Here is a 12,680-nt window from a genome sequence, read left to right as displayed (position 1 = left end):
TCGCCATTTTGCCAATACGATGTTAGCCGATCGCCCTTTTGTTTTCGAGTTTTAATTCATTTTTATATTCTGTTCTTGGTTCTTCGACAAGAAATAATTCAAGTTCTTTTTCGTCGTTGAAACCTCCCATTTTTTGTCGGTATGTTACAGATATTTTTGGATTTTCAATTTCCAATTTTCTGTTCTTGCTGATTGTCAAAAATTCTTCTTCTTGGTCAATTCCTAAAAATCGTCTGTTAGCTAAATTTGCGGCAATTCCTGTCGTTGAGCTTCCTGCAAATGGGTCTAAAATCCAAGCGTTTGGTTTTGTCGAAGCCAAAATAAGTCTTGTCAAAACTGATAAAGGTTTTTGTGTTGGATGTTTTCCACACGATTTTTCCCAAGGTGCAATTGCTGGTAACTTCCAAACGTCTTTCATTTGTTTATTGCCATTTAGTTGCTTCATTAACTTGTAGTTGAAATAATGGGGGACTTTTTCAGTTTTTCTTGCCCAAATGATTTGTTCGGTTGAATAAGTAAAGTATCTGCACGAAAAATTTGGTGGTGGATTTGTCTTTTCCCAAGTTACAATGTTTAAAATTTTAAAGCCTAACTCTGTCAAGATTTGCCCGACTGAAAAAATATTGTGCATTGTTCCACTAATCCAAATTGTAGCATCACCTTTCATCTTTTCGCGAACCAATGAAAGCCACTTTCTGTTAAAGTCGTTGATAAATTCAAAACCTTCAGATTTATCCCATTTCCCTTTGTTTACACTTACAATTTTTCCGTTTTGGATTGAAAGCCCATTGTTAGATAAAAAGTAAGGAGGGTCGGCAAAAACCATATCAAACTTATGTTCAAATTTTGGCAAAAGTTCCATTGTATCTCCGTGAAGAAGATAAAAGTTTTTGTCATCAGATTTGAAATAAGGTACTATCATTTAAAATTCTATTACAGTTTCTTCTTGAATTTTCTTGATAAAATCCTCAAGTGTTATCAAATTGTACAAACTTGGAATTATGTTATATGCTTCTTCTAATTTGTTTTTTGCAGAAAACCAACCTTGTCCATCAGTTATCCAAACAAATTCGTAACCTTCATATAGGTTAATTTTAGGAGCAACATCAGAATAAGATCTTGCTGTTTCATTTAATTTTGAACCTCCACTATTGTAATAATTAGTTTCAATTAAATAAGTTTTCTTTTTGGTTTTAATGACAAAATCAAAACGTTTCACATCTGCACCTAAACTTATGATTTCTGGAAAGATTGTATTATTTACTTCCTTTTTGTAGAAAACTCCTGCTTTGTCAAAAATGAGTGAAACAGCTTTTGACATATTGTCACCCCCTCTGTTTTTTCGTGCATTTGTATCTAAACCAACCTCTATTCCAAAAACATAGTCAACTAAATTAGTAACATCTTTGTTTCTAAAAACTTCTGCCAATCCCGTTTCTTCAATATATTCCAAAATCAGTTCAGGCGAGGTGAAATAAGTGTCTAACAATACTATTTCGCCTTTGTTGTTGAATGTTTTAGCGTTTTTGTTTTTGCGAATAGCAATCAAGATGTCCAACACTTCAAAAACTTTTGAATTTTCTTCATAAAGTTCTATTACCGCTTCTTTCAAATTTTCTTTGCCAATTAAATAATTCAATTGGTTAAGTTTGATTGCAATTTTGTTTACATTGTTCCTTATTTTCTTAAAATCTGCGAAATAATCAAGCGTTGCGTTAGTTTCTGAAAGTTGCGATAAAAAGATTTTAAATTGCTCTGACATATTCTTCGTTGTTTACTTGATTTGTAATTAATAACTCTGTTAGTTTTCCTCTTTTTTCTGGATTTGCATTTATACTTCTTCTTGCATCAACTCTTTGAATGTTGAAATCAGAATATAAATTGTCAAAGAAATTATCATTTTCATCTTTTCCTTTCACATCAGAATTACTTAAAATCCATATATGATTTAAAATATCAAGTTTGTTGCAGAAATCTCTTAATCTGATTTGTTCGCTGTCGTTAAATTCATCTTTTGCATAAGAGTTGAAACTCGATGTTTCGCTTAATGGTTTGTATGGTGGATCAAAATAGAAAAGCGTATTTTGCTCTGCAAAATCAAGCGTTTGCTCAAAATCGCCACACAAAATTTCTACTTTTTGCAATGCGTCGCTAACTGCTAAAATATTTTCTTTGTCGCAAATAGTTGGTTTTTTATAACCTCCCATCGGAACATTATATTCATTTTTTCTATTCACTCGATACAAACCATTAAAACAAGTACGATTGAGAAAAATAAACAGGGCGGCTTGTCCGCTTTGTTCTTCTTTTCTTGAATTGTACAATTCTCTTTTTTGGTAGTAATAGAGTTTCTTCTTTTCTTCGTTTCCTTCCAGAGTGTGAAATTCATTTTGCATTATTTGCAAAATTGAAATCAACTCTTTTGGTCTGTCCGCAATGGTTTTGTAAGTGTTAATTAAATCTTCGTTGATGTCGTTAATTACAGCTTTTTTTAGGTTTGCAAAGTTGTTGAGTACCCAAAAAAGTACTGCCCCACTACCCACAAATGGCTCAATATATGTGAAATTCTTCTGCGTTATGTTTGTTGGTAGAGTTCGTTCAATATCAGAAATGAGTTGTGTTTTTCCACCTGCCCATTTCAAAAACGGTTTTGCTATTTTATATTTAGTCATTTCATTTTTATTCAAAATACGTTCCAAATATACAATTTTAATTTTTGTTTGAAGTTACTCCAAAGCTGAAATTTGTCGGAATGTCGATTTTTGCACGATCGCTCGTGGGGTGTCGGCTAACGGTCAGGGTATTGCCGAAGGCGGGGACTTCTCAGTACCTAACTTCAACTAAAATACCACTCTTCAAAAGTAAACAAAATTTTCTAAAAAAACAATTAACCCCGCTTGCGGCAATACCTTGTTAGCCGTAGTTTTTGTTATTTCAGTTTTGTTAATGCTTTGGAATTTTTCAATAGAAAAACATACTGAAAATAATCTGTTGTAAAAGTCCCTTTTTTAGGAACAATATTTTCTCCAAAAACTCTTGATTTTACACTAATTAAATGTTGAGATTGTAAATAAGGTGAATCCTCTGAGTTCAATTTAAAGAGGGTAATTGAATTGGGTTTACTTAATTCTTTTAAATCATTGATTCCCTTAACAAGTTGAAATGGACCATCTGCATTAATCCAATCCACTTTTTCATTTTCTGGGGTAGGGAATTGGGGATTTTTAGGAAGGTACATTTCGCTGTCTAATGCATAACTAACAAAAGTTGTGGTTTTTATACCCAAATTTTTCAGTTCAGAAGCAAACGTTTCTTTTCCATTTTCAGTAACATTTTGCAAGGTGTGGAAAAAACCAAAAAGACCATAAAATTTTTCATCTTCGAGATTCAATTTTTTGATTGAGTTTTTTAAATTAGTTGCCATCGCCAAGTCTCTTGTACCTTTTGAATCATCGTCGAAATTCTTGTCGATTCCAATTACTGTAATTTTTAATGAATCTGTTAGTTTTTGGTTATAATCATAAATATCGTTCCATTTGTCAAATAGTTCCTGACTTGATTGTTGCGGAATTCTTTTTTTAATTGCTAAAACAACCTCTTTTAAAGTTTGTTGATTTTTCGATTCATCTGTCAAAAAAACATTAAGTTTTTTAGCAGTAATGCTGTCCATTTCAGCGATGTAATATTTAACACCCAATTTTTTATTTAAGAAAAAAAGTAACTCTTTGTCCAATTTTTGATTGTCAGCATAGCCGTGAATTTCTCCCAAAAGGAAAACCTTTGATTTATAAAAATCATCATCAAATAATTTGTCATTAATTGAGTTTGTGATTTCAGTATTGTTTTTTGCCAAGTAGGTTATATTATTTTCATTTTTAGACTCTAAAAACAATTTATTGCTAATAAAAAAGTACAAGACAAATAGTAAACAAACACTTAAAATGGTAATAAATGCGTACTTAATGATTTTTAAAAATTTCTTCATTTTTTATTTTGTTAATTATTTTGGTTCAAAGGTATTATACGCAAAAATTAATTACTCAACTTTTGTTTTTCTATGATGAATTGTCTTTTAATTGCGATGTTGTTTAAAATTATGGCTAACGGCTCGGGTATTGCCGAAGGCGGGAACTTTTTAGCACCTAACTTCAACTGAAATACCACACCTCAAAGATAAACAAAAGTTTCTAAAAAAACAATTAACCCCGCTTGCGGCAATACCTTGTTAGGCGATGTGCTTTTATTCAGGTTTTATCTTAATTATTTTGTTGTCACGCAAAACAACAAGTTCGCTATTTTTCATTTTCTTGAATTCTAAAAGTTTTTCATATACTTTTTCAAGACCTTTTAGGATTTTGTTTTTTTCTTCTATGTGTTTTTCAGTTGTTGTCATAGTAATTTTTTAAAAGATTAAACTTGTCTATGTCTACAATGTTCAATAAATTGTCTATTTGTTTGTCTGCAATCAATTTGTGTTGTACTTCAGAATTGTCAAAAATAAATGCTCCATCAACAATTGGAAGATAAATGTCGAACAAATTTTTAATGCCTCTGATATATCTTCTTTCAATAACTTCTGGTTCTATATTATGTCCACCTTCAAAAACCCTTATTTTTACACGTTCTTTAGCTAAATCGATGTTTTGAAGCCAAAAGAATAATAAAATTACTCGATAGCCTTTATCTTTTGCTTCGTTAATTTTGCTTTTATAACTTTTGGTTGATAAAGTTGTTTCAAATGCAAAATTTTCGTTTTCTGAAAGCAGCTCGTTAATTCTGTTTAGCATTATTCGCCCAGCTTCAAAAGAAACTTTTTCGGGCTGAAAAGGAGAAAGTCCTTTTGCAATTTCGTCAGCATTCACAAATTCTTTACAATCTAAAATCTCTGGCAAAATCGTAAACGATGCAGTTGTTTTTCCTGCTCCGTTGCAGCCTGCGATTATGTAAAGTTTTTTGTCATTCATATCGCAAATTTACAAATTATTTCTGTTCGTTTTTCAGTTCCTATTTTTCGAGTGCTGTTGTTATAGCATATAGCCTAACGGTTCGTGGCTTTGCGAAGTGGCGGATTTTGAAGCACTTACTTTCAATTTAACACTAAATTTCATTTGAAAACCAAATGTTCAATTTAGCACTAAACCCGCCATTTTGCAAAACCGCTGTTGTGTGCTGTGGTTATTGTAAATTCTTTTTAATTAAGTTGTTATCTCTTAAATAGTCGATAAAATTGTTAGTAATTTCTTCAGTACGGTTTATAATGTCTTGTTCTGTAAAATCGCTTTTATCATTTGCTAAATTAACCAATTCTTGGATTATTGTTCCCTTTTTATGTTGCCCTTTGTCGTTAGTAAATCCTTTATAATATTTCACTTTGTCGTTAAATCTGTAATCAGCTGCTCTAATATTAATTTTGTCTTCTAATAATACTTTGTTTCCAAGTGATTCAAGATTTTTGGTGTTGGTTAAAGTTTTGTCGTTTTCTTGTCTTTTGCGAGCAAAAATATGCTCAATATCAAAGTTTATATTTAAAGCAGGTATTTCTTGATTATTGTCATTAAATGCCCACCAAGTAAGCATTGCCCGTGTTATAGGTCTTCCGTTTTTAAATTCAAAGTTGTTAATCGCAGTTCTTAAAGTGTTTTCTTCAAATTTATGTTCGTCAAAATTTACTTCTTTATTTGTAACAACATTTATCATTTCACTATAAACAGGAGTTCTCAAAGCATTTACACCCGGATTTGTGAAAGCATAACCCCAAACAAATGCAATAATTTTGTTTAAGAAAATTTCAAGTTTATTTTCATCTAACTGGTCTTTTTCGTTTCTGTTGTGTAAAAAGTAAACAGATAAAAAATATGTCCACATTCCGTTTGGAGCATAGTTCAAAATAAATAGTTTTCTCAAAATTTTAGGCGAAAATCTTTCTGTATTTTGGGTGTAAACGTCATTCCAAAAATCTACTAAAATTTTAAGATTTGGTAAAGTTTCATCTTGTTTTAAAATTGCATATTTACCTTTTTCGTAGAATTTTCGAAGTGCCTCTGTTGTACTTGATTTATTACCTTGTTTTGCACGAACAAAATACATATATCTTGTAAAAAGTTCATCCATTGGTGTTCCGTTAAGAGGTTTAAAAATTCGACTACTTATTTCTTCTAGCTCTTTCCATTTCTCAATAAAAGCATCCTTTTCGTTTTTTGCACCATAATGTTTGTAAAATTGTGCTTTAAATATGTCCGCATCTGACAAAGGAAGTCCTCTATCGTTTAATGTTGAGAATATTCTTAATGCTGTGTCTTGTGATTCTGCTTCTATTGGTAAAAGGATACAGTTTTGTAAAATTCGTGCAGGCAAATACGCAAAATAAGATGGGAATTCACTTAAAAACTCATCTATCTTTTGTTGAAAGAAAATATAGTTTTTAGCATAATTACTTTTTTGTCCCTTGTTTACAATTCCTGTTCTTAATATTTCTAAAAATTCTTCTTTGTCGTTGTCTGTTGCAACTTCTGAATCAATTTTTAAATTTTCTAAATCCGCTTCTCCAAACTCATTTGTTTTCCATAAACATTGAGCAATTCTTTCTCTTGTGTTTTTGGAATTATTGTCTTGCATATTACCAAATTTCGAGTAAAATGCACGAAGTAGAAGCATTAAAGTAGTCAAGCGTTGCTGTCCGTCAATAACTTCCTTTTTTCCATTTTCATTTTCAAATGTTACAATCGAACCTAAAAAATACTCTTCATCTTTGTTGAACTTTTCATAGTTATTGTCGGGAAATGCAAATGAAAAAATATCGTCCCAGAGCGTTTGGCATTGTCCTTCCTCCCAAGCATATGGTCTTTGATAGTCAGGAATGAGAAAATCCGATTTCTTGTCGGAAAATAATAACATTATTGTCTTTTGGTCAACATTTAGTTTTGACATATTTATTTATTTTTTCTTGTTATGTTTTTTGTTCATTTTTTGCAGGAGTGCCGTTCTACCATAGCACACAACGGTCCGGGTATTGCCGAAGGCGGGGCTTCTTAGCACCTAACTTCAACTAAAATACCATACTCCAAAGATAAACAAAATTTTCTAAAAAAGCAATTAACCCCGCTTGCGGCAATACCTTGTTACCAGCTGTACTATTTTTTTCTGCGTGGTGTCTTTTCCGCATAGTTTTCAGTCCGCACGTTTTTCACATTTTCAGCGTTCAAGTCCACAATTTGACCGTTTAGTTTTTCAGCCTTTAAGTCAGTTCCGCAGTTTTTTAGTTATTCTTTTTCAGTTTTCAGTTCCAAAATCCATTCGTTTTTCCGCTTTTCGTCAGTTTGAGGTTCTTCCCTTTTGGATTTTTCCTCTTTTTTTAGGTTTTAAAAGTCCAACATTCAGTCGAGCGTTAAAAGTTATCAGCTGTACTCCCCAACATTTTTTAAGAGTCGACTCATTCAAATATGCTTTCAAGTCGTCCGTTGTAGAAAATGAATTTAGACCTCTAACACGTTCTGCTCGGCTGGGTCTGAATTCAGTTTCTTATTATTCACAATTTAGAGCACTTTAAATCGTTTCAGTTCCTTAGCGAAATGTTTGGAGTGTATAGCTGGTAACGGTCCGGGTATTGCCGAAGGCGGGGCTTCTTAGCACCTAACTTCAACTAAAATACCATACTCCAAAGATAAACAAAATTTTCTAAAAAAGCAATTAACCCCGCTTGCGGCAATACCTTGTTACCAGCTGTACTATTTTTTTCTGCGTAGTGTCTTTTCCGCATAGTTTTCAGTCCGCACATTTTTCACATTTTCAGCGTTCAAGTCCACAATTTGACCGTTTAGTTTTTCAGCCTTTAAGTCAGTTCCGCAGTTTTTTAGTTATTCTTTTTCAGTTTTCAGTTCCAAAATCCATTCGTTTTTCCGCTTTTCGTCAGTTTGAGGTTCTTCCCTTTTGGATTTTTCCTCTTTTTTTAGGTTTTAAAAGTCCAACATTCAGTCGAGCGTTAAAAGTTATCAGCTGTACTCCCCAACATTTTTTAAGAGTCGACTCATTCAAATATGCTTTCAAGTCGTCCGTTGTAGAAAATGAATTTAGACCTCTAACACGTTCTGCTCGGCTGGGTCTGAATTCAGTTTCTTATTATTCACAATTTAGAGCACTTTAAATCGTTTCAGTTCCTTAGCGAAATGTTTGGAGTGTATAGCTGGTAATGGTGGGGCTTTGCGAAGAAGCGGATAAAAAACCACCAACCTCCCCCAACAATACAAAGGTAATAAAAATTACATTATGTCCAAACAAAAACCGCTCCCGCTTTTTTGCAAAACCCGTGTTGCACGCTGGACTTTCGTTTCCGCTTCTATTTAGTATTCACAATATGGTATATTCGCACAGATTAAGATTCAATTGTCCAAGCAATTTCAGTCAATTTCGGTTTCCTAAAATCAATTACAGTTTTTCAAATTCAAGTCTATCCTATTTTCAATTCAGTTTTTCATAGGAATTGTAATTACTACTCTGACAAAGTCAATTCGGTGATTGTTCCGTTGTTACGCTACACTAATGAAAATTCACTACGAGTAAAAATCAATTATATTCCGTGATACAAAAAATAGAAAATGAATTCAAACCTTTCAACATTTTCTTTGTTCGGTTTGGATTCAGTTTCTTTTATAACGCTAAAATTTAACTTTATTTCGGCTGCGTGAATTTCAGTAGTGTTGCGTGCAACGTTTTGCGGCTTTGCGTTCGGGCGGGATTTTTAGCATTAACCTTGATACGAAGCCGAAAGCTCAAATTTAGCACAAATGCTCATACGAAGCACGTCACCCCGCCTGACGCAAAACCGCTGTTAGCAGTAGTGGTTTCTTCCGTTGTCTTGTCAGTCGTCATTTTGATAGCTGTAAAATTCTGTAAGCTCCTCTCGCTACAATGACAAATACAATTGCTCCAATAATTAAGTCGGGATAACCTGAATTGAGCCAATTAACCAAAAGTCCTGCTGTAATTACTCCCGAATTTATGATTATGTCATTTGAAGTAAAAATCATACTTGCTTGCATATGAGCTTCTTTGCTTTTTCTCTTTTGCAATAAATACAGACAAATAACATTAGCTATTAACGCTACAATCGAAACGAAAATCATTGTTTGAAAGTCAGGCATTTTCTCGACTCCAATAAATCGTCTGACTACCTCTATAAAACCAATTACAGCAAGAAGAATTTGAAAGTATCCTGCAAATTTTGCGATATTCTTTTTTCTGACTACTGTTCCGCCAACAGCAATTAATGCAAGTCCATAAACAATACTGTCAGCCAGCATATCTAAACTGTCGGCAACCAAGCCCATTGAGTTTGATATAAGTCCTGTTACAATTTCAATGGCGAAAAACAAAAAATTTATTATTAAAACAGTCCATAAGGTTTTTCTTTCGTCATTTTGATTGTCAGTTGCTGTAAAATTGTCAACCGAAACAGTCGAGAGAATTGAAGTGTCAAATTTTAATGTGTCAAGTCGCTGAAAAATTTGTTCATTATTGTCTATATGAAAAACGTGTAAAAGTCGGTTGGGTATGTCAAATTCTAACGATTGAATATTTGTCAAATCGTCAAGTTTCATCCGAATCATTTGTTCTTCTGATGGACAGTCCATTTTTGCTATCTTAAATGTCGTTTTTTGCATATCACTTCATTGTCTGTTGGGTCGTCCTACCATTACTGCTAACGTTTGGCAAATTGGCGATGGAGCCGACTTTTAGCACAAATGTTGAATAGAATTACTAATCTTCAACATTGCACAAAAGTTCAATAGAAGTACTTCACCGGCTCTATTGCCAATTTGTTTGTTATGTGCCGTTTTATTCCATTTTATACATTTAACAATTGCTGAAACGTAAAGTCGGGTTTAAACATTTCAATTTCGTTTTGAGTTGATTCTTCTTGTGCTTCTTTGCCATAGATAAACATTTGCTGTTCATAATTTTCAATAGCCTCTTCAATGCTGTTAAATTTCCCATTGGTCAGATTATCCGACAATATCAAGGCATCCATCAACCCGCTGTTTACGCCTTGTCCTGCAAAAGGAGGCATCAAATGAGCAGCATCTCCAATCATCGTTATGGGTAATGGACGCTTACTTTTCCAAGACTTACCTAAGGGAAATATTCGTGTCGCTAACCCTACAAAAGATGATGTCACACGAATCAGTTCTTTGTAGCGTTCATCCCAATCGGAAAATTTTTTCAGGAGAAAATCAACGACACTATTTCTGTCTTGAAAATCTACCAGAGTCTTGCTTTTCCATTCATCAGATGTTTTAAAACTTATTCCAAAATGCAATGCACCATTATTATTAGGATTCGCAAATAATAAATTACCTTGATGAGCAGCCATTAGCCGGTTTCCATTGCATAGCTGAAAAAATCCAGGACAGTTCACCTCTGGTTGATGAATATCGGCTTGTATATTGAAAGTACCTGTTTCTTCAACTTCCGTGTCGGTAACAAATTTTCTTACTTTAGACATTCCACCATTGGCAATAATAACCAAATCTGCTGTTTCACTCGGTTTATTCTCAAAAGTTAGTGTCCACTTCTTCTTACCAGGTTCAAGCATAACAAGTTTTCTATCCCAAATAACCGTGTCGTTTTCTAAACTATTCAACAAGATAGCCCTTAAGTCATTTCTGTTTATTTCAGGATTGTCAAATCGATTTTCGGGCTTTACATTTTTTGTGGATAAAATATTGCCTTTTTCATCAGCAATATTTACACCCATTGGTAAGGCTAAGTCATAATAAGTTTGTAACAATCCCGCTTTTTTCATTGCTTCCTGACCTGAACCTTTGTGTAGGTCAAGGGTTCCACCAAAAATTCTTGCCTCTCGGTCGTTGTCTCTTTCGTAAACTGAAACGTCTATGCCGTTTTGCTGTAATAATTTTGCCATAGTCAGTCCAACGGGTCCACCACCAATTATTGCAACGTTCTTATCACTAAGTAAATTCATTTGTTTGTCTGTATCTATTCGCATTGTCATTCAAAAATGGCACATAACGGGAAACGCATTGGCGAAGTGGCGGATAAATTGGACAAAAAGTTCAATTTAGCGAGAACGTAGCCGATGTGTTTCCACAGAGCTAACTTACAAATAAAAAGCGAATGTGGAACACATTCGGCGGAATAAAATGCAGAAACTTTCAATTTAGCACTTAACCTGCCATTTTGCCAATGCGATGTTATGTGAAGGAATTTTTAGTATCTTTGTATTCAAATAATTCACATTTTATGTATTTCAGCAAGCCTTGGTAATTAAAAATTAAAGTAAATTATTAAATCGTCTTTTTGAGACGGTTGCTATTTGGTACGTTAATTTTTAATTTAAAATAAGGTAATAATGAAAAATATAAAACCCTTAACTTTTCCGTTTAATTCGGAAAATAATACATCCATAAAACAAAGTCTTTTTCGATTTCGAGAATATTTTGATTCTTCTACAATTGTTGGTTTAGGCGAAAACGCACATTTCATAAAAGAGTTTTTTACATTCAGGCATCAAGTTATTGAGTTTTTAGTAACTGAATGTGATTTTGACACCTTGGCATTTGAGTTTGGTTTTTCTGAAGGATTAGAAGTTGATAAGTGGATAAAATCACAAATTCCATTCGACGATTTGGATAAGTTACTGTCACACTTTTATTATCCAAATGAGTTTAAAGATACTTTGCTATGGCTTCGTCGGTATAATCAAGACAATAATAATCAAATTACCTTTTTAGGTGTGGATATTCCTAAAAATGGAGGTTCTTATTTTCCAAACTTTCGTATTGTATCTGATTATTTGCAAAGACTTTCAATCGTTTCTTCTGATGTCTTACAGAAGATTTTAAATCTTGCTGAGAAATTTGATTTCTATTCGACTTCTCAGCTTGCGTTAAATTTATCGCTTTTTGATGAAGCTGAACATAATGAATTAAAAGCATTGCTATTAAAAGTTTACATTCGTTTGATTACTCTTCAACCAAAATTAGAAAGTTTAGAATTTCAATCGATAGTTCATCAAGTTAAAGGCTTGATTTATATGAATTATAATGCTGATGCTATGGAAAGTTTCATTACTGAAAGGGGAATTGAAGGAGATATGGGAGCAAAAGACCAGTATATGGCAGAAAGCATTGATTGGTTTTTGAAAAATTCACTTGGTAAAAAGATTATTTTGGTTGCCCACAATGCTCACATTCAAAAAACTCCGGTAGATTTTGATGGATTTATTAGTTGTTATCCAATGGGGCAAAGACTTTCGATGACTTTTGGAGAAAAATATAAAGCATTTGCAATAACTAATCTACGTGGAGAAACTGCGGCATTGTATCCTGATAATGATTATCAATTTGGCTTTAGGGTTGATAAATTTCCACTTGATTTTCCAGAGTCGGATTCTGTTGAATTTATTATGCAAGAATTTGGAGGAAAAGAATGCTGTTTACTAATGAACAGAAGTACGGAATTAAAAAATTGTAATAAGATTCGATTTGATTCGATGTGCCTAAAAACTGAAATAGAAGAAGCTTTTGACGGAATTTTTCTAATAGAAAAATCAACTGTTTCAGAAGTAGTGGATTGAGAATTTATAAATTTAATTTCGAAACGGCACTTTCTTTTTGGAGGTGCCGTTTTATTCTTTCACATAACGGTTCTCAGCTATACGCAGG

General features: G+C 33.0%; 10 protein-coding genes. 1 reads left to right on the top strand and 9 read right to left on the bottom strand.

Going from position 1 to position 12,680, the window contains the following annotated elements; all coding sequences use genetic code 11:
• Positions 1 to 22: 22 nt before the first annotated feature.
• From VIX88_RS12220 to tet(X), 9 genes are all read right to left on the bottom strand, one after another.
• Positions 23 to 922, bottom strand: coding sequence for a DNA-methyltransferase (locus tag VIX88_RS12220; protein WP_014937104.1), 900 nt, complete (start codon positions 920 to 922; stop codon positions 23 to 25).
• A complete protein-coding gene (locus tag VIX88_RS12215) occupies positions 923 to 1,762 on the bottom strand; it encodes a type II restriction endonuclease (protein ID WP_004920743.1) in 840 nt (279 codons plus the stop codon).
• Positions 1,746 to 2,672: a DNA adenine methylase gene (locus VIX88_RS12210; protein ID WP_038693319.1), complete on the bottom strand. Its 927-nt coding sequence runs from the start codon at positions 2,670 to 2,672 to the stop codon at positions 1,746 to 1,748. The genes VIX88_RS12215 and VIX88_RS12210 overlap by 17 nt, the downstream gene beginning before the upstream one ends.
• A 257-nt stretch (positions 2,673 to 2,929) precedes the next feature.
• The gene (locus VIX88_RS12205) at positions 2,930 to 3,985 is read right to left on the bottom strand and encodes a hypothetical protein (RefSeq protein WP_064971221.1); all 1,056 of its coding nucleotides are present in this window, start codon (positions 3,983 to 3,985) and stop codon (positions 2,930 to 2,932) included.
• Positions 3,986 to 4,240: 255 nt separating this feature from the next.
• Positions 4,241 to 4,393 carry a hypothetical protein gene (locus tag VIX88_RS12200; RefSeq protein ID WP_164857935.1) on the bottom strand — a complete coding sequence of 51 codons (153 nt, stop codon included), beginning with the start codon at positions 4,391 to 4,393 and terminating at the stop codon, positions 4,241 to 4,243.
• Complete coding sequence (locus VIX88_RS12195) at positions 4,380 to 4,964, bottom strand: zeta toxin family protein (RefSeq protein ID WP_064971222.1); 585 nt, start codon at positions 4,962 to 4,964, stop codon at positions 4,380 to 4,382. The genes VIX88_RS12200 and VIX88_RS12195 overlap by 14 nt, the downstream gene beginning before the upstream one ends.
• Positions 4,965 to 5,175: 211 nt before the next feature.
• On the bottom strand, positions 5,176 to 6,927 hold the full coding sequence (locus tag VIX88_RS12190) for a DUF262 domain-containing protein (RefSeq protein ID WP_064971223.1): 1,752 nt from the start codon (positions 6,925 to 6,927) through the stop codon (positions 5,176 to 5,178).
• Between the two features lie 1,934 nt (positions 6,928 to 8,861).
• Positions 8,862 to 9,656 carry a cation transporter gene (locus tag VIX88_RS12185; RefSeq protein WP_014937120.1) on the bottom strand — a complete coding sequence of 265 codons (795 nt, stop codon included), beginning with the start codon at positions 9,654 to 9,656 and terminating at the stop codon, positions 8,862 to 8,864.
• A gap of 185 nt (positions 9,657 to 9,841) precedes the next feature.
• Complete coding sequence (tet(X), locus tag VIX88_RS12180; RefSeq protein WP_310503746.1) at positions 9,842 to 11,008, bottom strand: tetracycline-inactivating monooxygenase Tet(X); 1,167 nt, start codon at positions 11,006 to 11,008, stop codon at positions 9,842 to 9,844.
• Between the two features lie 357 nt (positions 11,009 to 11,365).
• On the opposite strand from tet(X), the gene ere(D) reads away from it, so the two are divergent.
• Positions 11,366 to 12,592, top strand: coding sequence for an EreD family erythromycin esterase (gene ere(D) / locus VIX88_RS12175; protein ID WP_009040233.1), 1,227 nt, complete (start codon positions 11,366 to 11,368; stop codon positions 12,590 to 12,592).
• Positions 12,593 to 12,680 lie beyond the last annotated feature (88 nt).

Source organism: Riemerella anatipestifer, from assembly GCF_035666175.1.
Taxonomy (GTDB): domain Bacteria; phylum Bacteroidota; class Bacteroidia; order Flavobacteriales; family Weeksellaceae; genus Riemerella; species Riemerella anatipestifer_D.
Note: the sequence above shows the minus strand (reverse complement) of the source record. Positions and strands in the feature narration are given on the sequence as shown.

Coding starts and splice junctions, on each gene's coding strand:
- VIX88_RS12185 (WP_014937120.1), bottom strand. CDS start 9,656: ATGCAAAAAACGACATTTAAGATAGCAAAAATGGACTGTCCATCAGAA.
- VIX88_RS12220 (WP_014937104.1), bottom strand. CDS start 922: ATGATAGTACCTTATTTCAAATCTGATGACAAAAACTTTTATCTTCTT.
- VIX88_RS12190 (WP_064971223.1), bottom strand. CDS start 6,927: ATGTCAAAACTAAATGTTGACCAAAAGACAATAATGTTATTATTTTCC.
- VIX88_RS12200 (WP_164857935.1), bottom strand. CDS start 4,393: ATGACAACAACTGAAAAACACATAGAAGAAAAAAACAAAATCCTAAAA.
- VIX88_RS12195 (WP_064971222.1), bottom strand. CDS start 4,964: ATGAATGACAAAAAACTTTACATAATCGCAGGCTGCAACGGAGCAGGA.
- VIX88_RS12205 (WP_064971221.1), bottom strand. CDS start 3,985: ATGAAGAAATTTTTAAAAATCATTAAGTACGCATTTATTACCATTTTA.
- VIX88_RS12210 (WP_038693319.1), bottom strand. CDS start 2,672: ATGACTAAATATAAAATAGCAAAACCGTTTTTGAAATGGGCAGGTGGA.
- VIX88_RS12215 (WP_004920743.1), bottom strand. CDS start 1,762: ATGTCAGAGCAATTTAAAATCTTTTTATCGCAACTTTCAGAAACTAAC.